The sequence below is a fragment of the Pseudomonas sp. P1_C12 genome (genome assembly GCF_056406435.1).
The window spans coordinates 287,731-311,134 of the sequence record NZ_JBFUAE010000004.1 but is presented as its reverse complement, the minus strand read 5'-3'; the positions used below and the strand labels follow the sequence as shown (position 1 = coordinate 311,134).

The 23,404-nt window shown below is 61.4% G+C and carries 20 protein-coding genes; 15 read left to right on the top strand and 5 right to left on the bottom strand.

The window, feature by feature from the left end; all coding sequences use genetic code 11:
• The first annotated feature begins 45 nt into the window (after nt 1-45).
• Both AC1D19_RS08710 and ptsP read left to right on the top strand, forming a co-directional pair.
• A complete protein-coding gene (locus AC1D19_RS08710) occupies nt 46-525 on the top strand; it encodes an RNA pyrophosphohydrolase (RefSeq protein WP_003229203.1) in 480 nt (159 codons plus the stop codon).
• 22 nt (nt 526-547) lie between these two features.
• The gene (gene ptsP / locus AC1D19_RS08705; RefSeq protein ID WP_477754012.1) at nt 548-2,827 is read left to right on the top strand and encodes a phosphoenolpyruvate--protein phosphotransferase; all 2,280 of its coding nucleotides are present in this window, start codon (nt 548-550) and stop codon (nt 2,825-2,827) included.
• 113 nt (nt 2,828-2,940) lie between these two features.
• Here ptsP and AC1D19_RS08700 read toward each other — a convergent pair whose 3' ends face one another.
• The gene (locus tag AC1D19_RS08700; protein ID WP_477762966.1) at nt 2,941-3,687 is read right to left on the bottom strand and encodes an NRDE family protein; all 747 of its coding nucleotides are present in this window, start codon (nt 3,685-3,687) and stop codon (nt 2,941-2,943) included.
• A gap of 134 nt (nt 3,688-3,821) precedes the next feature.
• On the opposite strand from AC1D19_RS08700, the gene AC1D19_RS08695 reads away from it, so the two are divergent.
• The 3 genes from AC1D19_RS08695 (at nt 3,822) to AC1D19_RS08685 (ending at nt 6,534) form a co-directional block, all read left to right on the top strand.
• On the top strand, nt 3,822-4,604 hold the full coding sequence (locus AC1D19_RS08695; protein WP_477754013.1) for a sulfite exporter TauE/SafE family protein: 783 nt from the start codon (nt 3,822-3,824) through the stop codon (nt 4,602-4,604).
• A 97-nt stretch (nt 4,605-4,701) separates the two neighbouring features.
• Nucleotides 4,702-5,514 carry a prolipoprotein diacylglyceryl transferase gene (lgt, locus tag AC1D19_RS08690; RefSeq protein WP_047534642.1) on the top strand — a complete coding sequence of 271 codons (813 nt, stop codon included), beginning with the start codon at nt 4,702-4,704 and terminating at the stop codon, nt 5,512-5,514.
• A gap of 48 nt (nt 5,515-5,562) precedes the next feature.
• A complete protein-coding gene (locus tag AC1D19_RS08685; protein WP_477762965.1) occupies nt 5,563-6,534 on the top strand; it encodes a thymidylate synthase in 972 nt (323 codons plus the stop codon).
• Nucleotides 6,535-6,641: 107 nt separating this feature from the next.
• On the opposite strand, the gene cadR is transcribed toward AC1D19_RS08685, so the two are convergent.
• Complete coding sequence (gene cadR / locus AC1D19_RS08680; RefSeq protein WP_477762964.1) at nt 6,642-7,091, bottom strand: Cd(II)/Pb(II)-responsive transcriptional regulator; 450 nt, start codon at nt 7,089-7,091, stop codon at nt 6,642-6,644.
• 93 nt (nt 7,092-7,184) lie between these two features.
• Between cadR and AC1D19_RS08675 the strand changes: the two genes are divergently transcribed.
• The 7 genes from AC1D19_RS08675 (at nt 7,185) to AC1D19_RS08645 (ending at nt 16,220) form a co-directional block, all read left to right on the top strand.
• Entirely contained in the window at nt 7,185-9,446 is a 2,262-nt protein-coding gene (locus AC1D19_RS08675; protein WP_477762963.1) for a heavy metal translocating P-type ATPase, read from the top strand.
• A gap of 16 nt (nt 9,447-9,462) precedes the next feature.
• Nucleotides 9,463-10,326 carry a LysR family transcriptional regulator gene (locus AC1D19_RS08670; protein ID WP_477754017.1) on the top strand — a complete coding sequence of 288 codons (864 nt, stop codon included), beginning with the start codon at nt 9,463-9,465 and terminating at the stop codon, nt 10,324-10,326.
• 221 nt (nt 10,327-10,547) lie between these two features.
• A complete protein-coding gene (locus AC1D19_RS08665; protein ID WP_477762962.1) occupies nt 10,548-11,624 on the top strand; it encodes a putative 2-aminoethylphosphonate ABC transporter ATP-binding protein in 1,077 nt (358 codons plus the stop codon).
• Nucleotides 11,624-13,348, top strand: a complete 1,725-nt coding sequence (locus AC1D19_RS08660) for a putative 2-aminoethylphosphonate ABC transporter permease subunit (RefSeq protein ID WP_477762961.1) — start codon at nt 11,624-11,626, stop codon at nt 13,346-13,348. The genes AC1D19_RS08665 and AC1D19_RS08660 overlap by 1 nt, the downstream gene beginning before the upstream one ends.
• A gap of 39 nt (nt 13,349-13,387) precedes the next feature.
• The gene (locus tag AC1D19_RS08655) at nt 13,388-14,413 is read left to right on the top strand and encodes a putative 2-aminoethylphosphonate ABC transporter substrate-binding protein (RefSeq protein WP_477762960.1); all 1,026 of its coding nucleotides are present in this window, start codon (nt 13,388-13,390) and stop codon (nt 14,411-14,413) included.
• 116 nt (nt 14,414-14,529) lie between these two features.
• Nucleotides 14,530-15,663, top strand: coding sequence for a TIGR03364 family FAD-dependent oxidoreductase (locus AC1D19_RS08650; protein ID WP_477762959.1), 1,134 nt, complete (start codon nt 14,530-14,532; stop codon nt 15,661-15,663).
• A complete protein-coding gene (locus AC1D19_RS08645; RefSeq protein ID WP_477762958.1) occupies nt 15,663-16,220 on the top strand; it encodes a phosphonate degradation HD-domain oxygenase in 558 nt (185 codons plus the stop codon). Before AC1D19_RS08650 ends, AC1D19_RS08645 begins: the two co-directional genes overlap by 1 nt.
• Nucleotides 16,221-16,352: 132 nt before the next feature.
• On the opposite strand, the gene AC1D19_RS08640 is transcribed toward AC1D19_RS08645, so the two are convergent.
• Both AC1D19_RS08640 and AC1D19_RS08635 read right to left on the bottom strand, forming a co-directional pair.
• Entirely contained in the window at nt 16,353-17,729 is a 1,377-nt protein-coding gene (locus AC1D19_RS08640) for a GTPase/DUF3482 domain-containing protein (RefSeq protein ID WP_477762957.1), read from the bottom strand.
• Nucleotides 17,722-19,092 carry a DUF2868 domain-containing protein gene (locus tag AC1D19_RS08635; RefSeq protein WP_477762956.1) on the bottom strand — a complete coding sequence of 457 codons (1,371 nt, stop codon included), beginning with the start codon at nt 19,090-19,092 and terminating at the stop codon, nt 17,722-17,724. Before AC1D19_RS08635 ends, AC1D19_RS08640 begins: the two co-directional genes overlap by 8 nt.
• Before the next feature lie 85 nt (nt 19,093-19,177).
• Here AC1D19_RS08635 and AC1D19_RS08630 point away from each other — a divergent pair, with 85 nt between their 5' ends.
• Nucleotides 19,178-19,690 carry a dihydrofolate reductase gene (locus tag AC1D19_RS08630; protein ID WP_477762955.1) on the top strand — a complete coding sequence of 171 codons (513 nt, stop codon included), beginning with the start codon at nt 19,178-19,180 and terminating at the stop codon, nt 19,688-19,690.
• Between the two features lie 113 nt (nt 19,691-19,803).
• Here AC1D19_RS08630 and AC1D19_RS08625 read toward each other — a convergent pair whose 3' ends face one another.
• Complete coding sequence (locus tag AC1D19_RS08625) at nt 19,804-21,195, bottom strand: L-cystine transporter (RefSeq protein ID WP_477762954.1); 1,392 nt, start codon at nt 21,193-21,195, stop codon at nt 19,804-19,806.
• A 255-nt stretch (nt 21,196-21,450) separates the two neighbouring features.
• On the opposite strand from AC1D19_RS08625, the gene AC1D19_RS08620 reads away from it, so the two are divergent.
• Both AC1D19_RS08620 and AC1D19_RS08615 read left to right on the top strand, forming a co-directional pair.
• The gene (locus tag AC1D19_RS08620) at nt 21,451-22,506 is read left to right on the top strand and encodes a haloacid dehalogenase-like hydrolase (protein ID WP_477762953.1); all 1,056 of its coding nucleotides are present in this window, start codon (nt 21,451-21,453) and stop codon (nt 22,504-22,506) included.
• 518 nt (nt 22,507-23,024) lie between these two features.
• Nucleotides 23,025-23,312 carry a DUF6124 family protein gene (locus tag AC1D19_RS08615; protein WP_477762952.1) on the top strand — a complete coding sequence of 96 codons (288 nt, stop codon included), beginning with the start codon at nt 23,025-23,027 and terminating at the stop codon, nt 23,310-23,312.
• Nucleotides 23,313-23,404 lie beyond the last annotated feature (92 nt).

Below are 23,404 nucleotides of genomic sequence, written 5' to 3'. Positions count from 1 at the left end.
CCTTTGTGGAACAATGCGGCGACATGCGTTTGCGAGGTTGTTGCCGTGATCGACCCCGATGGTTTTCGCCCCAATGTCGGGATCATTCTGACGAATGACGCCGGCCAGGTGCTATGGGCTCGCCGAATCAATCAAGATGCCTGGCAATTTCCGCAGGGGGGAATCAACCCCGAAGAGACACCGGAAGACGCCTTGTACCGCGAGCTGAACGAAGAAGTGGGCCTTGAGCGCGAAGATGTTGAAATTCTTGCCTGCACCCGGGGCTGGTTGCGCTATCGTTTGCCGCAACGTCTGGTGCGTACCCACAGCCAACCGCTGTGCATCGGCCAGAAACAGAAATGGTTTCTCCTGCGCCTGATCTCCAACGAGCAGCGGGTGCGGATGGATTTGACCGGTAAACCGGAATTCGATGGCTGGCGCTGGGTCAGCTATTGGTATCCGTTGGGCCAGGTGGTGACATTCAAGCGCGAGGTGTATCGACGCGCTCTCAAAGAGCTTGCCCCGCGCCTTTTAGCGCGCGACTGACGACGGAGTTCGACCCCGAGCCATGCTCAATACGCTGCGCAAGATCGTCCAGGAAGTTAACTCCGCCAAGGATCTCAAGGCGGCGTTGGGGATTATTGTGTTGCGCGTCAAAGAGGCCATGGGCAGCCAGGTCTGCTCGGTCTACCTGCTTGACCCCGAGACCAACCGCTTCGTGCTGATGGCCACCGAGGGCTTGAACAAGCGCTCGATCGGTAAAGTCAGCATGGCACCCAACGAAGGTCTGGTTGGCCTGGTCGGTACGCGCGAAGAACCCCTGAACCTCGAAAACGCTGCGGATCACCCGCGCTACCGATACTTCGCCGAGACCGGTGAAGAGCGCTTCGCCTCATTCCTCGGGGCACCGATCATTCACCACCGCCGCGTTGTCGGCGTGTTGGTCATCCAGCAAAAAGAACGTCGCCAGTTCGATGAGGGTGAAGAAGCTTTCCTCGTGACCATGAGCGCGCAGCTCGCTGGCGTTATCGCCCACGCCGAGGCCACCGGTTCGATCCGCGGCCTGGGCCGTCAGGGTAAAGGCATTCAGGAGGCCAAGTTCATCGGCGTTCCGGGTTCGCCGGGTGCGGCAGTCGGTACGGCGGTGGTCATGCTGCCGCCCGCCGATCTGGACGTGGTGCCGGACAAGAACATCACCGACATCGACGCCGAACTCGGTTTGTTCAAGACCGCCATCGAAGGCGTGCGCGCCGACATGCGCACCTTGTCCGCCAAACTCGCCACGCAGCTGCGCCCGGAAGAGCGGGCCTTGTTCGACGTCTACCTGATGATGCTCGACGATGCCGCGCTGGGCAGCGAAGTCACCACCGTGATCAAGACCGGGCAGTGGGCCCAGGGCGCTTTGCGCCAGGTGGTCACCGATCACGTCAACCGTTTCGAATTGATGGACGACGCCTACCTGCGCGAGCGGGCCTCGGACGTCAAGGACCTTGGTCGGCGATTGCTGGCTTACTTGCAGGAAGAGCGTCAGCAAACCCTGGTCTACCCCGACAACACCATTCTGGTCAGCGAAGAACTGACGCCGGCGATGCTCGGCGAGGTGCCGGAGGGCAAGCTGGTCGGCCTGGTGTCGGTGCTCGGCTCAGGCAACTCCCACGTCGCCATCCTCGCCCGCGCCATGGGTATTCCGACCGTGATGGGCCTGGTCGACCTGCCGTACTCCAAGGTCGACGGCATCCAGATGATCGTCGATGGCTACCACGGCGAGGTCTACACCAACCCGAGTGAAGTGCTGCGCAAGCAGTTCGCCGAGGTGGTCGAGGAAGAGAAACAACTGGCCCTGGGGCTGGATGCGCTGCGCGATCTGCCGTGCGTGACGGTCGATGGCCACCGCATGCCGCTGTGGGTCAACACCGGTTTGCTGGCGGATGTGGCGCGGGCGCAGAAGCGCGGTGCCGAAGGCGTGGGCCTGTACCGCACCGAAGTGCCGTTCATGATCAACCAGCGTTTCCCGAGCGAAAAGGAACAACTGGCGATCTACCGCGAGCAGCTCGCCGCGTTTCATCCGCAACCGGTGACCATGCGCACCCTGGACATCGGTGGCGACAAGTCACTGTCATACTTCCCGATCAAGGAAGACAACCCGTTCCTCGGCTGGCGCGGCATTCGCGTCACCCTCGACCACCCGGAAATTTTCCTGGTGCAGACCCGCGCCATGCTCAAGGCCAGCGAAGGCCTGAACAACCTGCGCATCCTGCTGCCGATGATCTCCGGCACTCACGAGCTGGAAGAAGCCTTGCATCTGATCCACCGCGCCTGGGGCGAAGTCCGCGACGAAGGCTGCGACGTGCCGATGCCGCCGATTGGCGTGATGATCGAAATTCCGGCAGCGGTGTATCAGACCAAGGAGCTGGCTCGGCAAGTGGACTTCCTTTCGGTCGGTTCCAACGACCTGACCCAGTACTTGCTGGCCGTGGACCGCAACAATCCGCGGGTGGCCGATCTTTACGACTACTTGCACCCGGCAGTGCTTCAGGCGCTGCAGAACGTGGTGCGTGATGCCCATACCGAAGGCAAGCCGGTGAGCATCTGCGGCGAAATGGCCGGTGACCCAGCGGCGGCCGTGCTGTTGATGGCGATGGGCTTCGACAGCCTGTCGATGAACGCCACCAACTTGCCGAAAGTGAAGTGGATGCTGCGCCAGATCAACCTGAGCAAGGCCAAGGAATTGCTGGCGGAACTAATGACCATCGACAACCCGCAAGTGATTCACAGCTCGTTACAGCTGGCGCTGAAGAACCTCGGGTTGGCGCGGATGATCAATCCGGCGGCGATCAAGCCCCTCTAAAACGCGAGGGCCCCATCGCGAGCAGGCTCGCTCCTACATTGGACTTGTGAACGACGCAAATCCCCTGTGGGAGCGAGCCTGCTCGCGATGAGGCCGGACCTGGCAACACAAAACTAAAGCCTGATCTCCACTTCCCCAAGATGCCCGCCATACGGCCCGAAACTGCGCTCGACCATATGCCGCGCCCCATCCGCCTGCACAATCAACGCCGTACTCGCCCGCGTTCCATAACTCTGACTGGCAATGAACACGCTCGACAGTAACGTCTCGGTGGCCAGCCCCACGCCGGTATCTGGCAACTCGGCAAGCGGTGCGGTCTGCGCATCGCTCAATAACGCCAACAGCGCCTGAGGCTGCGGATCATCCAGCACCTCGCTCAACGCCGCCTTGGCTTTGAGCAGTTTCGGCCACGGCGTATCCAGCCCGGCATTGGATAACCCGTAGACCCCCGGGGCCAGCATCACCGCTTCCGATTCCAGTTGATTGAAGTGCCAGAGCTCATTGGTATTGCCGACCAGCAGGTTAAAGCCACCATATTCCAGCGAACGGTCGACAACGTCGGCTAAATAGTCGTCAATTGGCATTTCCCCTGTGAGAAAACGCGCTACCAGCTCCCCACGAGACTTGCGCCCCGGCGGTCGATGGGGATCGCGAATATTGGTCAGCGCCGCAAAACGTCCCTGGGCACCGACACCGAGCCAGGTGCCACCGGCCTCGAGGTCGCGCCCCGCATGTACGTGCGGCGCTTCGGGCCATGGCGCCAGAGGCAGGCTGGGGCGGGCGTAGAACTCATCGCGATTGGCCGCCACGACCAGCGGTTGGGCATGACCCGGGCGCCAGGCAAAGACAATCAGGCACATAAGGCTGTCCTTGTGTGTTTTTTGCTCACTGTACGCAGACATCGCTCATCGATCCATCGCCTTGCACAGTGGAGCTCGAGGCCATGCATCCGTTACCATGCCGCTCCGGTTTTGGGGATACGGGCGGGACGACAATGGAATTTCTGCTCTATCTGGCGCTCGGCGCCTGTGCAGGTGTGCTCGCCGGGCTGTTTGGCGTGGGCGGCGGGATCATCATCGTCCCGGTGCTGGTGTTCAGCTTCAAGGCCCAAGGGTTCAATCCGTCGATCCTCACGCATCTGGCAGTGGGTACCTCCCTGGCGACGATCATCTTTACTTCGGTCAACGCGGTACGCGAGCATCACCGCCGTGGTGCCGTACGTTGGCCGATCTTCATGTGGATGACCGTCGGCATTCTGATCGGTGCCGGGTTCGGCGCGCTGACGGCGGAAGCGATTTCCGGTCCCAATCTGCAGAAACTCATTGGTGTATTTGCCCTGGTGATCGCCGCTCAGCTGGCGCTGGACGTTAAACCCAAGGCCAGCCGAACCGTGCCGGGCAAACTCGGTCTGACCGTGGCCGGCAGCGTGATTGGCTGGGCTTCGGCGATTTTCGGCATTGGCGGCGGTTCGTTGACCGTGCCATTCCTGACCTGGCGCAGCGTGCCGATGCAGCAAGCCGTGGCCACTTCATCGGCCTGCGGTCTGCCGATTGCCCTGGCCAGTGCATTAAGTTTCATGATTCTGGGCTGGCACGATCCGTTGCTCCCGGCCCATAGTCTCGGTTTCATTTATTTGCCGGCGTTGCTGGGCATTGCCCTGACCAGCATGGTCTTCGCCCGCTTCGGTGCGCGACTGGCCCACAACCTGTCGCCAAAGTTGCTGAAACGGCTGTTTGCCGCTTTGCTGTTCTGCGTCGGTCTGAACTTTCTAGTCTGAAGCATCTGCTCTGACGGGCAGCGCAATCCTGGCTTAATCCTGAGGTGGCAGCGTCGCCCGGGAATTTTTAAGATTTGAACTCTAACGAGGAGTCGCAATGCTGCCTTACCCGCAGATCGACCCGGTGGCCCTGGCCATCGGTCCGTTGAAAATCCACTGGTACGGTCTGATGTACCTGATCGGCATCGGCGGCGCCTGGCTGCTGGCGTCCCGCCGGTTGAACCGCTTCGACCCGACCTGGACCAAGGAGAAACTCTCCGACATGGTGTTCTGGATGTCGATGGGGGTGATCGTCGGCGGGCGACTGGGTTACGTGCTGTTCTACGATCTGAGCGCTTACCTGGCCAACCCGACGCTGATTTTCGAAGTGTGGAAGGGCGGCATGTCGTTCCACGGCGGTTTCATCGGTGTGATGCTGGCGGCGTTGTGGTTCGGTAAAAAGAACAACAAGTCGTTCTTCCAGCTGATGGATTTCGTTGCGCCGATGGTGCCGATTGGCCTGGGTGCCGGTCGTATCGGCAACTTTATCAATGCCGAGCTGTGGGGCAAGCCGACCGACGTGCCGTGGGCAATGATCTTCCCGCCGTTCAGCGACCCGGCGCAGTTGCCGCGTCACCCGTCGCAGCTGTACCAGTTCGCCCTCGAGGGCGTGGCACTGTTCCTGATCCTCTGGCTGTTCTCGCGCAAGCCACGTCCGACCATGGCGGTATCGGGGATGTTCGCGCTGTTCTATGGCATCTTCCGCTTCATCGTCGAGTTCGTCCGCGTACCGGACGCCCAGCTGGGCTATCTGGCCTGGAACTGGCTGACCATGGGCCAGGTGCTGTGCGTGCCGATGATCGTCGGCGGGCTGTTCCTGATCTGGCTGGCCTATCACCGCGCCCCGGCGACTCCAGCGGCAGCCGTATAAAATCGAACCCCGGGGCTTGGGTCCCGGGTTCAAGGACACAGGTAATTCATGAAGCAATATCTCGAACTGGTCGCCCACGTCATCAAGAACGGCACCAAGCAGGCCAACCGTACCGGCGTGAACACCATCAGTTTTCCCGGTGCGATGCTGCGTTATGACCTGCAGGAAGGTTTTCCGGCGATCACCACGCGCAAGATGGCGTTCAAATCGGCCATCGGCGAAATGTGCGGATTCCTGCGTGGCGTGAACAACGCTGCCGAATTCCGCGCATTGGGCTGCAGGGTCTGGGACCAGAACGCCAACGAAAACGCCCAGTGGCTGGCCAACCCGTTCCGCCAGGGCGAAGACGACCTCGGCGAAATCTACGGCGTGCAATGGCGCAAATGGCCGGCGTACAAGCAGATCCCGGTCAGCAACCCGGCTGCCATCGAGCAGACTCTGAAGCAAGGCTACCGCCAGATTGCCGAAGGCGAGGAGGACGGCCAGACCTACGTGGTGCTGTACAAGGCCATCGACCAGGTCCGCCAGTGCGTCGATACCATCATCAAGGACCCGGGCAGCCGCCGTATCCTCTTCCACGGCTGGAACTGCGCCCAGCTCGATGAAATGGCCCTGCCACCGTGCCACCTGCTGTATCAGTTCCACCCGAATGTCGAGACCAGGGAGATTTCCTTGACCCTCTACATCCGCTCCAACGACCTGGGCCTGGGCACGCCGTTCAACCTCACCGAAGGTGCTGCTCTGCTGAGCCTGATCGGTCGCCTGACGGGCTACACGCCGCGCTGGTTCACCTATTTCATCGGTGATGCCCACGTCTACGAAAACCACCTGGACATGCTCAACGAACAGCTCAAGCGCGAGCCGTTCCCGATGCCGAAACTGGTGATTTCCGAGCGTGTGCCGGAGTTTGCCAAGACTGGTGAGTATCAGCCGCAATGGCTGGAGCTGGTGGAACCGAGCGATTTCTCGCTGGAAGGCTACGAGCACCACGCGCCGATGACCGCGCCGATGGCGGTCTGAATCTGGCACCGCTACGCGGTGTTCGCTGCGATGCGGCGACCCGACAAGCCAGCTCCTACAGAGGAACGCGATAACCTGTAGGAGCTGGCTTGCCAGCGAAGGCGTCTTTAGTGCCCATGACTTCTCCCGACATGGGAATGCTCAACCTCCGTCGCCACCACCCCGCCGCTCACTTCCAGCCGCTGCAAAATCCCGCATTGATCGATACCCGGTCCCTCGTCGCAGCGTTGGCGCAGCTCGAGCAGTTGTGTCTGCAAGGCCAGCAAGCCGTCGATCCGCGCCCTGACGTGGTGGATGTGCTCGTCGATCAGTGCGTTGACGCTTTCGCACTGGTCTTGCGGGCTGTCGCGAAACGCCAGCAGGCTGCGGATTTCTTCAAGCGTCATGTCGAGGGTGCGACAGTTACGGATGAAGGTCAGGCGCTCGGCGTGGGCTTGGGTGTAGACGCGATAATTGCCGTCACTGCGGGCTGGTTCCGGCAGCAGGTACTCGCGCTCGTAGTAGCGGATCGTTTCCACGGCGCAGTCCGTGAGTTTCGCCAATTCTCCAATTTTCATGACAACAATCTCCAAAACTCCAGAATGGGTGCTTGACCCTATAGTGGCTACAGGGTCTTTACTTGGCAACAGGCACTCTTATGGACGTAACCAATGAGCGATTCCCTGCACTCCCACAAACCCGGGGCTGAACACGAGCACAGCCACAAGCTCAAGCCCGTGCAAAAACATGGGCACGGCGGTCACGACGACTCCTGCTGCTCATCTAAAGCGGCAGCGCCTGCGCTGGTAAAACTGAGCGAATCGCCGACGATTGGCGCTAGGCTGAGTAGTTTCCGTATCGAGGCAATGGACTGCCCGACCGAACAGACGCTGATCCAAAATAAGCTAAGCAAACTGACCGGGGTACAGCAGCTGGAGTTCAATCTGATTAATCGGGTGCTTGGTGTGACCCACGATTTGCCCGGTATCGAGCCGATCGTCGAGGCCATCAAGTCCTTGGGCATGCAGGCCGAGCCGATGGACCAGGGGGCTGAAACCCCGACCCCGGCGCCCCGGCAAAAGCCGTGGTGGCCCTTGGCGCTGTCCGGTGTTGGTGCATTGCTGGCAGAAGTTATCCACTTCACCGGTTCCGCACCGAACTGGGTGGTGGCGGTCATCGCGCTGGTCTCGATTCTCAGTGGCGGCCTTGGTACTTACAAAAAAGGCTGGATCGCCCTTAAAAACCGCAACCTGAACATCAACGCCCTGATGAGCATTGCCGTGACCGGCGCGGTTCTGATCGGCCAGTGGCCGGAAGCGGCGATGGTGATGTTCCTGTTCACTGTGGCCGAGTTGATCGAAGCCAGGTCCCTCGACCGTGCGCGTAACGCCATCGGCGGCCTGATGCAGATGACCCCGGACACGGCGACGGTGTTGCAGGCTGACGGGGGCTGGCTTGAGCAGGGTGTAAAAACCATTGGGCTTGGCGCGCGGGTACGGGTCCGTCCCGGTGAGCGTATCGGCCTGGACGGCGAAGTGCTGTCCGGTCGCTCGACCATCGACCAGGCGCCAATCACCGGTGAAAGCCTGCCGGTGGAAAAAACCGTCGGCGACAAAGTCTTCGCCGGCACCATCAATCAGGCCGGATCCCTGGAATATGAAGTAACCGCTGCGGCTGACAACTCGACCCTGGCGCGCATTATCCACGCCGTCGAGCAGGCTCAGGGCGCGCGGGCGCCGACCCAGCGTTTCGTCGACAGCTTCTCGAAAATCTACACCCCGGCAGTGTTCATCCTGGCCTTGGCCGTGGCGGTGATCCCGCCAATGTTCATGGGCGCGTTGTGGTTCGACTGGATCTACCGGGCGCTGGTGCTGCTGGTGGTGGCCTGCCCCTGTGCGCTGGTGATTTCCACGCCGGTGACCATCGTCAGTGGCCTCGCGGCGGCGGCGCGCAAAGGCATCCTGGTCAAGGGCGGCGTCTATCTGGAAGGCGGTTACAAGCTCGACTACCTGGCCCTGGACAAGACCGGCACCATCACCCACGGCAAACCGGTGCAGACCGATTACCTGTCGCTGGATCCGACCGCCGACGATTCGGCGCCTGCCATTGCCGCCGCGCTGGCCAGGCGCTCGGATCACCCGGTTTCCCAGGCCATTGCCAAAGCGGCTGTGGATAACCAAACCGCGACGCTGATTGTGGATAACTTCGAAGCGCTGGGCGGGCGCGGTGTGCGCGGCGAAATCAACGGCCAGCTCTACCATTTGGGCAACCATCGACTGGTGGAGGATCTGGGGCTGTGCTCGCCGGCGCTGGAAGAGAAACTGTTCGCCCTTGAAAAACAGGGCAAGTCGGTGGTGCTGCTGCTTGATCAGTCCGGGCCATTGGCGCTGTTCGCCGTCGCCGATACGGTAAAAGCGTCCAGCCGCGAAGCCATCCGGCAACTGCATGACCTGGGCATCAAAACCCTGATGCTCACGGGTGATAACGTCCACACCGCGCAAGCCATTGCCGCGCAAGTCGGCATCGACGAGGCCAAGGGCGACCTGTTGCCAGGCGACAAATTGCAGGCTGTCGAGGCTCTTTATGCCCAAGGGCATCGGGTCGGCATGGTCGGCGACGGCATCAACGACGCGCCTGCACTGGCGCGTTCCGAGATCGGTTTCGCCATGGCCGCCGCTGGCACCGATACCGCGATCGAGACCGCCGATGTCGCCCTGATGGACGACGATCTGCGAAAAATTCCGGCATTCATTGGCCTGTCGCGGCAGACATCAAGCATCCTCAAGCAGAACATCGCCCTGGCTTTGGTCATCAAGGCGATCTTTCTTGGGGTAACCTTCGCCGGGCTCGCTACCATGTGGATGGCAGTGTTCGCCGACATGGGCGTGAGTTTGCTGGTGGTGTTCAACGGTTTGCGCCTGCTGCGCAAGTAAAGGATGAGGGACGGTTGTGCTGAGTGCGGAGCTGAAGGCGTTTTACATGGTGGCCCGCCTGGGCAGCATTACCCAGGCTGCAAAAAAGCTTGGCCTGAGCCAGCCGACGGTGACGACGCAGATCCGCAACCTCGAAAGCCAGTATTCGGTCGAGCTGTTCTACCGTGGTGGCCGGCGTCTCAGTGTCAGCGAGGAGGGCGCGCGGCTGCTGCCGATGGTCAAGGTGCTGATGCAGCAGGAAGCCGACATCGAGTTTTTCCTGCGTAACTGCGGCCAGGTCCAGGGCACATTGCGCATTGCTGCCACGGCGCCGTATTACATCCTCGACCTGGTAAAAACATTCCGCGAACGTCTGCCGCAAGTGGAGGTGTCGGTGGAAATCGGCAACTCCCAACAGGTGCTTGAAGCGCTGGAGGATTATCGGGTCGATGTCGCGGCGTCGTCGCAGTTACTCGATGACGCACGGCTGATTCGCCGGGTGCTCGGCAGCGATCCGCTGGTGTTGGCCGTGCATCGCAATCATCCGCTGGCGGTTCACGATCACGTTTCGCTCAGTGCATTGGCCGGGCATACCCTACTGATGCGCGAACCGGGTTCGACCACCCGTCGCCTGACCGAAGAGTTGCTGGCCAGTGCTGGCGTATGTTTTGGGCCGCTGCTGGAAATCGGCAGCCGCGAATCGATCCGCGAAGCGGTACTGCGCAACATCGGTATCAGCATCATTGCCCGCCAGGAAGTGCCCCATGATCCGCAGCTGCGGGTGCTGACCATCGAGAATGCGCCGCAGATTCCCGAATACCTGTACTGCCTCAAGGAGCGCAAAAACGCGCGACTGCCGGCGGCGTTTCTGGGGTTGGCGCAGGAAATGGCCCCGGTCTGAGATCTTTGGCGGCTGTTCAGGCCTCATCGCTGGCAAGCCAGCTCCTACAGGGGAATGCGAAACCTTGTAGGAGCTGGCTTGCCAGCGAAGGCGTCAGTCCTGACAACACAGCACCTGAACCAAAATCCTTGAATACCACTATCGGCGGTTTTTGCCTTACTGCCACATGACGGACTCATTACAACTCTAGGATGGCCCCATCTGCCAGATGAGGTCCGTCCATGAACAACCCGATCGCAACTGCCTTGACCAACCCCGGCGCACCGATGAAAGTGCGCGGAGTGCAGAAGCGCTTTGGCGCCTTCACGGCGCTGGATAACGTTTCCCTCGACGTGGCGGCCGGTGAGCTGGTGTGTCTGCTCGGCCCTTCGGGCTGTGGCAAGACCACCTTGCTGCGCTGCATCGCCGGTCTTGAGAAGCAGGACAGCGGCGAGTTGTACTTGGGGGATCGCGACGTTTCCCACCTGGCCCCCCAGGCGCGGGATTACGGCATTCTGTTCCAGTCCTACGCCTTGTTCCCCAACCTCACCGTCGAAGCGAACATTGCCTATGGCCTCGCCGGCAGCGGTCGCGACGAAGTGCGCCGTCGTGTCGGTCAGATGCTGGAACTGGTCGGCCTGACCGGTAGCGAGAAAAAATACCCGGGCCAGTTGTCTGGCGGTCAGCAGCAACGTGTGGCACTGGCCCGCGCCCTGGCGCCTGCGCCTTCGTTGTTGTTGCTGGACGAACCGATGTCGGCCCTCGATGCCCGGGTGCGCGAGCATCTGTGCACCGAACTGCGCCAACTGCAACGCAACCTCGGCATCACCACCCTGATGGTCACCCACAATCAGGACGAGGCCATGCTGATGGCCGACCGTATCGCCGTGATGAACAACGGCAAGGTCGAGCAGTACGCCACGCCGCAGGAAATCTATAACCGTCCGGCCACGCCATTCGTGGCGGAGTTCGTCGGCCAGGGTAACTGGTTGCCGTTCCAGCGCAGCGGCGACAGCCATGCCCAGGTCGGCGGAATGAGCATGCGACTGGCCGATGGCGGCGCCAAGACCGCCTCGGGCCGTTTGTTCTGCCGTCCGGAAGCGATCAACGTCAACCCGCTGGTGCATGAGGAAAACCTGTTCCCCGCCAAGGTTCGTGAAATCACCTTCCTCGGCAACCGCTGCCGCATGAGCTTCGAACTCGATCAGTTGCCGGGGCATGCGCTGTTGGCGGAACTGGCGCCGGAAGCCATGCCGCGCCTTGGCGCCCAGCAGATCATGGTCGCCTTGCCGCCGCGCAGCCTGCAGGTGTTTGCCTGATGAGCGCGAACATCGCGCTGCCGCTGCCACACAAGCAGTTGCGGCAGACCACCCGTGCCGAAATCGGTGACCGGCTGTTCGTGGTCGGCGGAAAAGTCCTTCTGTTGATGTTGTTGGGTGTTGCCGTATTGATGCCGTTGCTGGCGATCTTCTGGCGTGGTTTCAGCGCCGAGGCCGGGCAGGGCGGTGGCTGGGTCGCCTCGAAAGAGCTGGTGACCAGCGAGAACTTCCACTGGCTCCTGGGCAATAGCCTGAAAGTTTCCCTCAGCGTCGCGGCCATCGTCGTACCGCTGGCCTACCTGTTTGCCTTCGCCCTGCAACGCACCTTGATTCCGGCTAAAGGCATCTGGCGTGGCATTTCGCTGCTGCCATTGATGGCGCCATCAATGCTGCCCGGCATCGCGTTGGTTTATCTGTTCGGCAACCAGGGCATGCTGCGTGCCCTGCTCTCGGACAACATCTACGGCTTCTGGGGCATTGTAGTTGGCGAAGTCATCTACACCTTCCCGCACGCCTTGATGATTCTTCTGTCGGCCCTGTCCCTGGCCGATGCGCGACTGTTCGACGCCGCCTCCAGCATGGGCGCGAGCCCGGCCAAAGCCTTCCGCAGCATCACCTGGCCGGCGACCCGTCAGGCCGTATTCGCTGCGTTCTGCCTGGTGTTTACCCTGACCATCACCGATTTCGGTGTACCCGTGGTGGTTGGTGGTGACTATCAGGTGCTGGCGCTGGAAGCCTACAAAGCCGTGGTCGGCCAGCAACAGTTCGGTCGCGGTGCGTTGATCGGTATGGTGTTGCTGCTGCCGGCGCTGTTCAGTTTCGGCGTCGATGCCTGGTTGCGTCGGCGCCATGGCGACTCCATGAGCGGTCGCGCCCAAGTGTTCAAGCCTGCACCCTCGAAGCTGCGCGACGGCTGCTACCTGGCCATCGTCCTGCTGATCTGCACCGCCTTACTGCTGGTATTCGGCATGGCGGCGTTCTCGTCCCTGGTGAAGTTCTGGCCGTACAACCTGTCGCTGTCGCTCAACCATTATCAGTTCAACGAAACCGCCGGCGGTGGCTGGCTGGCCTACGGCAACAGCCTGAAGATGGCCCTGGGCACGGCGTTGATCGGCAGCGTGCTGATTTTCACCGGCGCCTACCTGATGGAAAAAACCAAGGGCCAACGCGGCCTGAACCTGACCTTGCGCATGCTCAGTTTCGTCCCGATGGCGGTGCCGGGACTGGTACTGGGCTTGGGTTACGTCTTCTTCTTCAACCTCACCGGCAACCCGCTGCATGTGCTCTACGGGACCATGACCCTGCTGATCGTCTGCACCATTGCGCACTATTTGACCACCGCGCAAATGACCGCCACCACCGCGCTGCGTCAGCTCGACGCCGAGTTCGAAGCCGCCGCGCTGTCGCTCAAGGCGCCACTGTACCGCCATTACCTGCGGGTCACGGTGCCGATCTGCCTGCCGGCGCTGCTGGACATCGTGCGCTACCTGTTCGTCTCGGCCATGACCACCGTTTCGGCGGCGATCTTTCTCTACAGCCCCGACACCATCCTCGCGGCGGTGGCGGTGCTGAACATGGACGACGCCGGCAACGTCGGCGGTGCGGCAGCGATGTCGACCCTGATCCTGATTACCTCGGCGGGCGTGTCCCTGCTGCTGGCCTGGGCCTCGCGCGGTTTGCTGCGCCGCTCGCAGGCCTGGCGGCAGACCGCGCGCGGTCATTGAATCTGCACAACCCCTCAACTCAAAAAACAGGAAAAGATCATGTTCAAGCCTATGGCCCTGGCCGCTGCTGTCCTCACCGCTTTCAGCCTGAACGCCTTTGCGGCGAAAACCGAGTTGACGGTGTACACCGCCCTCGAAGCCGAACAACTGAAGACCTACAAAGAAGCTTTCGAAAAGGCCAACCCGGACGTCGACATCAAATGGGTGCGTGATTCCACCGGCATTATCACCGCCAAACTGCTGGCCGAAAAAGCTCGTCCGCAGGCTGACGCCGTGTGGGGGCTGGCTGCTTCCAGCCTGGCGATCCTCGATCAGCAAGGCATGCTGCAAAGCTACGCGCCGAAAGACCTGGGCAAGATCGGCGCCAACTACCGCGACGCGGCCAACCCACCGGCCTGGGTCGGCATGGACGTCTGGGCCGCGACCATTTGCTTCAACACCGTCGAAGCCGAGAAACAGGGCCTGACCAAGCCTGTGAGCTGGCAGGACCTGACCAAGCCTGAGTACAAAGGCAAGATCGTCATGCCGAACCCGGCATCGTCCGGCACCGGATTCCTCGATGTCAGCGCCTGGCTGCAGACCTTCGGCGAGAAACAGGGCTGGGCGTACATGGACGGCCTGCACCAGAACATCGGCCAGTACGTTCACTCCGGTTCCAAGCCTTGCAAGCTGGCAGCTGCTGGCGAATTCCCGATCGGTATTTCCTTCGAGTACCCGGCTGTTCAACTGAAGCGCCAGGGCGCACCGCTGGACATCATCCTGCCGAAGGAAGGCCTGGGCTGGGAGATCGAAGCGACTGCCGTGATCAAGGGCACTGCCCACGAAGAAGCGGCGAAGAAACTGGCTGACTTCTCCGCCAGCCCTGAGGCGATGGATCTCTACAAAGAAAACTTCGCCGTGCTCGCCCAGCCTGGCATCGCCAAGCCGCAGACCGAACTGCCAGCCGACTACGAGCAACGCCTGATCAAGAACGACTTCGCCTGGGCTTCGAAGAACCGCGACGAGATCCTGACCGAATGGCGCAAGCGCTATGACGGCAAGTCCGAGAAAGTGGCGGCCAAGTAAGATCTTTATCGGCTGAAAGGACCTCTTCGCTGGCAAGCCAGCTCCTACAAGTGCACGTGAACTCTGTAGGAGCGGGCTTGCCCGCGAAGGCGGATTCAAATTCAGGACAAGACTCCATGACACAACACAACGACATGCTGATCGTCGGCGCCGGCATCCTGGGTTTGTCCCACGCGTATGCCGCCGCCAAACGCGGTCTGAAGGTCACGGTTTTCGAGCGCAGCGAAACGCCCCTCGGCGCTTCGGTGCGCAACTTCGGCCAGGCATTGGTCACCGGCCAACCGCCGGGGCCGATGCTGGAACTGGCTCGCGCCAGTCGCGGTATCTGGGGCGATTGGGCGCAGCTCGCCGGCCTGCAACTCAAGCGCAATGGCTCGTACCTGTTCGCCCGCACCGAGGCGGAAGAGCAACTGCTGGAAGCCTTCTGCGAGGGCCGCGCCGTCGAACACGGTTACCGCGTCGACCTGTTGCGCGGCGCTGCGCTGCGCGATTTGTACGGCGGTCAGTTTCGCCATCACCGCGCTGCGTTGCACGGTATGGACGATCAGCAGCTGTATTCCCGCGAAGCGATTCCGGCGTTGATCGATTTCCTGCGTCGCGACCTTGGCGTCAAGTTTCACTTCTCTACCCTGGTGCGCGATATCGAGCCAGGTCACCTGTACAGCACTGCCGGCAGCTTCAGTGCAGAGCAGATCATCGTCTGTTCCGGCCACGATTATCAGACGTTGCTGGCCGAACAGATCGCCGAACTCGACCCGCAAATCTGCCGCCTGCAAATGCTCCGCGCCCGTCCGCAAATCAACCTCAACCTGAAACACGCGCTGCTCACCGGTTTGAGCTGCGTGCACTACGGTGCCTTCGCCGACTTGCCGGAGGTCGCGGCGGTACAGGCAGAAATTCTGAAGTCCGCACCGCACCTGCACGAAAACGGCATCCACCTGCTGATCAGCCCGACGCCCTATGGCGAGTTGATCATTGGCGATTCGCACCATTACGGAAGCGATCCGTCGCCCTTCAATGCCGAGCAGGTCGACGACTGGATGATCGAGCTGGCCGAGCAGACTCTGGGCTGTAAGGTGCAAGTGGTCGAACGCTGGCAGGGGGTCTATGGTTCACGGGGGCCGGGACCGTTCTCGTTCCTGCGCCCGGCAGAAGGTCTGAGCGTGGCGTTGATGCACACGGGTGTCGGCATGAGCGTCGGGCCGGCAATGGCTGAACACAACGTTGCCACGGTATTGGATGAAATCTGATGGAGCGCAATGCGCAAGTGATCGCCGACGTGTTCGCCTTGTACGAGCGTTTTGGCGACAGCGACTACATCGGCGAGCCGGTGTCGCAGATCGAGCACATGTCCCAGGCGTCGCAATTGGCCATGGCCGAAGGCTACGACGATGAAGTGGTACTGGCGGCGTTTTTTCATGACATCGGGCATATCTGCGCGGACAGCGTGGAGAACATGGACGGCTTCGGTGTGGTCAGCCATGAGCGTCTCGGTGCCGACTACCTGCGCCGCGCCGGCTTCAGCGAACGCATGGCGCGGCTGGTCGAATACCACGTACAAGCCAAGCGTTATCTGACGCTCAAGGAGGCGGGATACTACGAGCGCTTGAGTGAAGCCAGTCGCCGGACCCTGGAATATCAGGGCGGGGTGATGACGGCTGAAGAGGCTGAGGCGTTCGAGCAGGACCCGCTGTGTGCCGTGAGTTTGCGCATGCGCCAGTGGGATGAACTGGCCAAAGAGATGCATGTGCCGGTGATTGATCTGGCGGTGTTGAAGGGAAAAGCGGTGCGGTTGTTGGCTGCATAAAGCCTTTGAACCGAGGCGCGGCCTTCGCGAGCAGGCTCGCTCCCACAAGGGAGCTGTGTCGATCACAGATTCTGTGTCCACTGCGAAACCACTGTGGGAGCGAGCATGCTCGCGAAGAGGCCGGTCAGGCCACTAGAGCTGCTGCGCCAATACCTCAACCTGCTCCTGCCGCTCCGCCTGATTCAATTTGGGATGAGGATTGAGCGACGACCACTGCGGATGCGCCCGCGCCTTGTTCAGCGCCTCGGGCAGTTTGCCTTCGCGCCAGGTTTTATCCTGAGGCGTGGCCACCTGAATGCTGTCCATCGCTGCGTGCCCACGGGCATTGAGCGCTTGCAGCAATTGCCGCTGGCGCAGCGCCAACAGCCGCAGCACATTGTCATCCATCGTCAGTTCGCGCTGGCCCTTGAGCTTGCCGAGCAAACGGCTGCCATAACTGCGGGCGGTTTGCAGGGCGCCGCCGGCAATCGCTCCAGCCAATGCCGCTGCGCCTAGCGTGATGCCACCGACCAGCAAATCGACCCCGGCCCCGGCAGCCGCGCCGGCAGCGATTCCGCCACCGACCCGCACGCCCAGTTGCTTCAGGGTTTCCGGGTTGAACAGGTCATCGCCCCAACGACCGTCGAGCAGCGGCAAATCACTGGCGGCGGCATCCTGTGGGCGGAAGGCGTAAAGCTTGAGCAGGGCCTCGACGCAACGCTGCTCACGCTGGCGCACGGCTTTGCGCAGTTCGCTGATGGCTTGCTGTTCCTGCTCGGCTTCACTGACCACGCTGCGCCGACAAGCCGCGCAATCGATCAATAATTCGGCAATCAACCGCGCCGCACTTTGCTGGCGAGCCAGACGCTGGGCTTGCTGATCGGAAATCAGGCGTTCCAGTTGCGGCCGGGCAGACTCCAGCAACAGGGCGAGACTTTCATAGAGCCGACGCTCGCCATCCTCCGGCGGCGCGACGCTGTCGAAGCGCACCAAGGCATGCAATCCCAGCCGCGCCAGCGCTTCACGCCATGCCGGCTCGCGGTGGTTGGCGCTGCTGACGAAGTTCAGCACCGGTAGCAAGGGTTTGCCGCAACTGGCCAGCACTTCCAGCTCGTCGCGATACTTGGCCAGCACCGGCTCGCGGGCGTCGATCACGTAGAGCCCGGCGTCCGACGCCAGCAACTGGCGCAACACCTTGGCTTCCTGTTCGAACCGTTGCCGGGCTTCGCTGCCATCAAGGAAACGCGCCAGACGTGCCGGGCCGTCGAGACGTTCGCCGGGACGCTCCAGGCGTTCGAGGTAATCGAGCAGGGCGATGGCGTCTTCCAGACCGGGGGTGTCATAGAGGTCGAGCAGCGGCTCGCCGTCCACCGACAACCGTGCGCCTTCGACGTGTCGCGTGGTGCTGGGGCGATGGGACACTTCACCGAAGCCGACGTCGCGGGTCAGGGTGCGCAGCAACGAGGTTTTGCCGACGTTGGTGTGGCCGACCACGGCGAGTTTCAGAGGCTGCTTCCAGGTGTCAGTCATGACCGGACTCCAGCCAGTTCATCGGCGCGCAATCGGCAAATGGCAGCTCAAGTTGTTGCAGCGCCACGTGCCAGTCGCCGAGGCGCTCGGCGTCCAGCGCTTCACCGGGCGGCGCCTGCAACAACCACACGCGGGTGGCGCTGGCGCTGCGGGCCAGTTCGGCAATCAAGGCCAGGCTGCCGCGATCCGGCGAGCGCCGTGGATCGCACGCAATGGCCAGGCGCGCCGGGGGGAAACGGCTCAATTGTTCGAGGAGTTTGTGTCGCGATTCGCGGCTGTCGAGGATGCCGGCGTTGCTGACATTTTTTGGCAGGTGTGGCGGCCACGGGCGTTGATCGTCCAGCTCGATAGCGACTAACAACGCGCCGTCGCTTTGCTGTTCAGTCACGCCACTTTCCACGCGATGCAGTTGTGCCGGTGCCGCATCGCTGACGCCGAGGCGCTCGCTGGTGGGCATCAAGCGTTCGCGCAGTTGTGCGTAACCGGGCAGGTTCAAATCCAGACGCAGCGCCTTTTGCCCCGTCTTCCAGCGCCACAGGCAAAACAGCGCGAGCAGCAGACGCGGCACAAGGCCGTAGACCAGCAGTACGCCCACCAGCCACGCGGCCCAGGCTTGGCGGGCACTTTCGATGTTCAGTGCGGCATCGCCGCTGGCACGGATCATTTCCTCGGTCGGCACGCTGAAGCCGAGCAGGGCCGGGAGCGCGCCAAGGGCCTGGGTCACGGCAATAAAGGTGTCGGCACTGAGGATGGTGGTTTCCCAGACGAAGCCGTAGCGTCGGGTCGCCATCAACGTCAGCAGGATCACCAGCGCGCTGAGCATCGCCAGCAACCACAGGCCGTTGACCAGCACACCGATCGCCCAGCTATTGAGTTTCTGGCGTTGCAGCAACAGAAGCAGGGCCGGTGCCAGTTGTGCGGCTTTGGCGTCACGCGCAAGTTTTTCACTTAGCCACAGCCACAGGCGTCCGAGGCTGGCGCCGTGTTCGCCGGCGAACACCAGTCCCAGGGCCCAGCTCAGCAGCAGGATCAGATTGAGCCCGAGCAGGCTGCCCAAGGCCCAGAACACATTCACCGGGTGCAGGCCGTCGCCCATTGCAGCAAAGGCCAGGCCGGCGCCGCTGATCACCGCCAGCACCGCCATGACGATCAGCGCCAGTCGCGCGCCTTGCAGCCAGTGCTTGAGAGCATCGCTCAAGCCATCGCGCTCGGCCAGCCACAGGGCCCGGCGTTGAATGCGCGACGGCAAATCGCCGCCGGCGCTGCGGGCCAGCCGGTTGGCTTCAAGGTCTTCCAGGGGGCCTGCGTGTTCTTCGCGCAGCCGGATGGTTTCTGTCAGCCAGAGGGTATTGAGTTCAGTCACGCGGCATCCCGTCGCTTAATTGAGCTGTGAGCATAACCGCTGTGGCGCTTATCGGCGAAAGCGAGGCTCTGGTATCCTCGCGGGCATGACTAAATCACTCCCCCTCAGCCTGATCGCAGCCCTCGGTGAAAACCGTGTGATCGGCGTCGACAACAGCATGCCCTGGCACTTGCCGGGGGACTTCAAATATTTCAAGGCCACCACGCTCGGCAAGCCGATCATCATGGGCCGCAAGACCTGGGACTCCCTCGGTCGTCCGTTGCCGGGCCGCTTGAACATCGTGGTCAGCCGTCAGGTGGATCTGGTGCTGGAAGGCGCGGAGGTTTATCCGTCGCTGGAAGCTGCCGTCGTTCGCGCCGAAGCATGGGCGAAGGAACAAGGCGTTGATGAGTTGATGCTGATTGGTGGTGCGCAGTTGTATGCGCAAGGGCTGGCGCAGGCTGATCGGTTGTACCTGACCCGCGTGGCACTGAGCCCGGAAGGGGACGCTTGGTTTCCGGAGTTTGATTTGAACCAGTGGAAACTGGTGTCGAATGTGCCGAACCCGGCGGTGGACGACAAGCCGGCGTACAGCTTTGAGGTTTGGGAAAAAGCTTGAAAGCTTCGCTGGCAAGCCAGCTCCTACAAGGTTCGTGTCGTACGCAATTTTCACGATCGACACACAAACTGTAGGAGCTGGCTTGCCAGCGAAAGCGGTCTATCAGACGCCGATCAAACGTGCGCCAACTCCGAATGCTCATCCGCATCCAACAGCGCCTTATCGGTCTGCTGCATCACCTGGCTGGTAATCGCCCCCGCCGTCATCGCCCCACTGACATTCAACGCCGTACGCCCCATATCAATCAGCGGCTCGACCGAAATCAGCAACGCCACCAGTGACACCGGCAAGCCCATCGCCGGCAGCACGATCAGCGCGGCGAACGTCGCACCGCCGCCAACCCCGGCCACACCGGCCGAACTCAGCGTGACAATCGCCACCAGCGTTGCGATCCACAGCGGGTCCAGCGGGTTGATGCCCACAGTCGGCGCTACCATCACCGCCAACATCGCCGGGTACAGGCCGGCACAACCGTTCTGGCCAATGGTTGCGCCAAACGAAGCGGCGAAACTGGCGATGGACTGCGGAATGCCCAGACGACTGGTCTGCGCCTCGATGCTCAACGGAATCGTCGCAGCGCTGGAGCGGCTGGTGAAGGCAAACGTCAGCACCGGCCAGATCTTGCGGAAGAAACGCAGCGGGTTGATCCCGGCGGCCGACACCAGCACGCCATGCACCACAAACATCAGACCGAGGCCGATGTAAGAAACCACGACAAAACTGCCGAGCTTGATGATGTCTTGCAGGTTCGAGCCGGCGACCACTTTGGTCATCAGCGCCAACACGCCGTACGGGGTCAGCTTCATCACCAGGCGCACCAGTCGCATGACCCAGGCTTGCAGGGTGTCGATGGCGTTGATCACCTTCTGACCTTTCTCGACATCATCCTTGAGCAACTGCAGGGCCGCGACACCCAGGAACGCAGCGAATATCACCACGCTGATGATCGACGTCGGCTTGGCCCGCGCCAGATCGGCGAACGGGTTTTGCGGAATGAACGACAGCAATAGCTGCGGCACATTCAGGTCGGCGACCTTTCCTGCGTAATCGGTCTGGATGGTTTGCAGCCGGGCCATTTCCTGGGTGCCGGCCACCAGGCCTTCGGCGGTCAGGCCGAACAGGTTGGTCAGGCCGATGCCGATCAAGGCCGCGATGGCCGTGGTGAACAGCAGCGTGCCGATGGTCAGGAAGCTGATCTTGCCCAGAGACGAAGCCTTGTGCAGACGGGCCACGGCGCTGAGGATCGAGGCGAACACCAGCGGGATCACGATCATTTGCAGTAGCTGCACATAACCGTTGCCCACCAGATCGAACCAGCCGATCGAGGTTTTCAGCACCGGGTTGCCGGCACCGTAGGCAGTGTGCAACGCCGCACCGAACGCCACGCCCAGCACCAGCGCGAGCAGGACTTTTTTCGCCAGGCTCCATGTGGTGTGGCGGGTTTGCGCCAGGCCCAGGAGCAGGGCGAGGAACACCAGCAGATTGAGGATCAGCGGCAGATTCATGAGAACTCCGAGTGAGACTTGTGCCAGCTACCATCCGGGGTAGCTGCGAACCGGCAAGCCTAACAGCTTGAAAATTAATGAATTAATATCAAAAACGCATGGTTTCCGTCGTTTTTGGAATAAGCGGATGTCGCTGTCAGAAATGCAACTGGCGCGAAAGGGACGAAGGCGGTCGCTGACAGACGAGGACTGTCACACTTATTTGTTAGCGTCGATCTCTTTCATTCAGGGTCTTTTTATAAGGGAAGCATGCCAATGAAGTTCGCACCGAAATTGCTGGCAGCAGCACTTTGCCTGGGCCTCGCCGGCCAGGTGCTTGCAACGGATCTGAAGCACTGGCCCGCCGATCAGGCCAAGGCGCTGGATGCCATGATCGCCGCCAACGCCAACAAGGGTAACTACGCGGTGTTCGACATGGACAACACCAGTTACCGCTACGACCTCGAAGAGTCGTTGCTGCCATTCATGGAGAACAAGGGCCTGATCACCCGCGACAAGCTCGATCCCTCCCTGAAACTGATGCCGTTCAAGGACACCGCCGACCACAAGGAAAGCCTGTTCAGCTACTACTACCGCCTCTGCGAAGTCGACGATATGGTCTGCTATCCATGGGTCGCCCAGGTGTTCTCCGGCTTTACGCTCAAGGAACTCAAGGGCTATGTCGACGAGATGATGGCGTCCGGCAAATCGGTGCCGGCCACGTATTACGAAGGCGACGTGGTCAAGAAACTCGACGTAAACCCGCCGAAAATCTTCACCGGCCAGCAAGAGCTGTACAACAAACTGATGGAGAACGGCATCGAGGTCTATGTGATGACCGCCGCCTCCGAAGAACTGGTGCGCATGGTCGCGGCCGATCCCAAGTACGGCTACAACGTCAAACCGCAGAACGTGATCGGCGTATCGCTGCTGCTCAAGGACCCGAAGACTGGCGAGCTGACCACCGCGCGCAAGCAGGTCACCGCCGGCAAATATGACGAGAAGGCCAACCTCGGCCTGGAACTGACCCCGTACCTGTGGACCCCGGCAACCTGGATGGCCGGCAAGCAGGCGGCAATCCTGACCTACATCGACGAGTGGAAAAAACCGGTGCTGGTTGGCGGCGATACCCCGAGCAGCGACGGTTACATGCTGTTCCACAGCGTTGACGTGGCCAAGGGCGGCATCCACCTGTGGGTCAACCGCAAGGACAAGTACATGACCCAGATCAACGGCATGATGGCCAAGAACGCCGCGGCCCAGGCCAAGGAAGGGTTGACGGTGACTGCGGACAAGAACTGGGTGATCGTCAAGCCTGAAGACATCCAGTAACACAGGCGATATTCACTGTAGGAGCTGCCGAAGGCTGCGATCTTTTGATCTTCAAAATCAAAAGATCGCAGCCTTCGGCAGCTCCTACAGGAGATCGGCGCAAATGCCCGACGTCATGCATTTCATTCTGTGGGAGCAAGCCTGCTCGCGATGAGGCTGGTCGGTGCAATCAAAGACCCTGCCAGAACGACATCTCCTGACAGTCGCAACCTACGCATTCTTGCGTAAGGGACTACGACTACGCCAGAATCCGCCGGCTTGTGCGCCTGGGGGGCGGCTTCTATCGTTTCCGCGTCACTGAACATCAGTGATCGGGTTTGGTAGCCCGTGTTCACCTCGGCGCATTGCGCCACCCTTTGCAGGGTTCGTTTCTGTCTCTGCTCATATGGTGGCCATGCGCAGGGCATCTTCGGACGCGCCGGGTTCCTGGTGACCGGTCTACCAACCTGCGTGTGGCCGCCACCCATCGTTTGGTAGCGAGGGTGATGGCTCCTTTTTTCTCACCCGGAGTTCCATCAATGCTCAAAATTACCCCCGACCCCCCAAATACCGACAACCTCTCCGCCCACATCAACACCACCCCGCGCAAACCCAGCCGAACATTCTTGATCGCGCCCGGCCTCGACACCGAAACCCTGTTGGCCCACGCCTGCGAATCCCTCGCCTCGGCCAATGTGATGGCCAGCGATTTCGCCGGCCTGCTGGAAGGCTCGCAACGCAGCACGATGCTGGGGATTGCGCAGGTGATCATGTTGGGCGAGCTGGCGGTGAATCAGGCGTTGGATAACCTCGACCCGCAGGAATAGCGCGGACAAAAAATGCCCCGCACTTGGCGGGGCATTTTCATATTCGACGGTTATCGCGAGTACACCGATGTCCATATCCAGTCTCATTTCAG

Coding starts and splice junctions, on each gene's coding strand:
- cadR (WP_477762964.1), bottom strand. CDS start 7,091: ATGAAAATTGGAGAATTGGCGAAACTCACGGACTGCGCCGTGGAAACG.
- AC1D19_RS08620 (WP_477762953.1), top strand. CDS start 21,451: ATGAAGTTCGCACCGAAATTGCTGGCAGCAGCACTTTGCCTGGGCCTC.
- AC1D19_RS08645 (WP_477762958.1), top strand. CDS start 15,663: ATGGAGCGCAATGCGCAAGTGATCGCCGACGTGTTCGCCTTGTACGAG.
- AC1D19_RS08685 (WP_477762965.1), top strand. CDS start 5,563: ATGAAGCAATATCTCGAACTGGTCGCCCACGTCATCAAGAACGGCACC.
- AC1D19_RS08630 (WP_477762955.1), top strand. CDS start 19,178: ATGACTAAATCACTCCCCCTCAGCCTGATCGCAGCCCTCGGTGAAAAC.
- ptsP (WP_477754012.1), top strand. CDS start 548: ATGCTCAATACGCTGCGCAAGATCGTCCAGGAAGTTAACTCCGCCAAG.
- AC1D19_RS08640 (WP_477762957.1), bottom strand. CDS start 17,729: ATGACTGACACCTGGAAGCAGCCTCTGAAACTCGCCGTGGTCGGCCAC.
- AC1D19_RS08700 (WP_477762966.1), bottom strand. CDS start 3,687: ATGTGCCTGATTGTCTTTGCCTGGCGCCCGGGTCATGCCCAACCGCTG.
- AC1D19_RS08695 (WP_477754013.1), top strand. CDS start 3,822: ATGGAATTTCTGCTCTATCTGGCGCTCGGCGCCTGTGCAGGTGTGCTC.
- lgt (WP_047534642.1), top strand. CDS start 4,702: ATGCTGCCTTACCCGCAGATCGACCCGGTGGCCCTGGCCATCGGTCCG.
- AC1D19_RS08675 (WP_477762963.1), top strand. CDS start 7,185: ATGAGCGATTCCCTGCACTCCCACAAACCCGGGGCTGAACACGAGCAC.
- AC1D19_RS08665 (WP_477762962.1), top strand. CDS start 10,548: ATGAACAACCCGATCGCAACTGCCTTGACCAACCCCGGCGCACCGATG.
- AC1D19_RS08650 (WP_477762959.1), top strand. CDS start 14,530: ATGACACAACACAACGACATGCTGATCGTCGGCGCCGGCATCCTGGGT.
- AC1D19_RS08615 (WP_477762952.1), top strand. CDS start 23,025: ATGCTCAAAATTACCCCCGACCCCCCAAATACCGACAACCTCTCCGCC.
- AC1D19_RS08660 (WP_477762961.1), top strand. CDS start 11,624: ATGAGCGCGAACATCGCGCTGCCGCTGCCACACAAGCAGTTGCGGCAG.
- AC1D19_RS08655 (WP_477762960.1), top strand. CDS start 13,388: ATGTTCAAGCCTATGGCCCTGGCCGCTGCTGTCCTCACCGCTTTCAGC.
- AC1D19_RS08625 (WP_477762954.1), bottom strand. CDS start 21,195: ATGAATCTGCCGCTGATCCTCAATCTGCTGGTGTTCCTCGCCCTGCTC.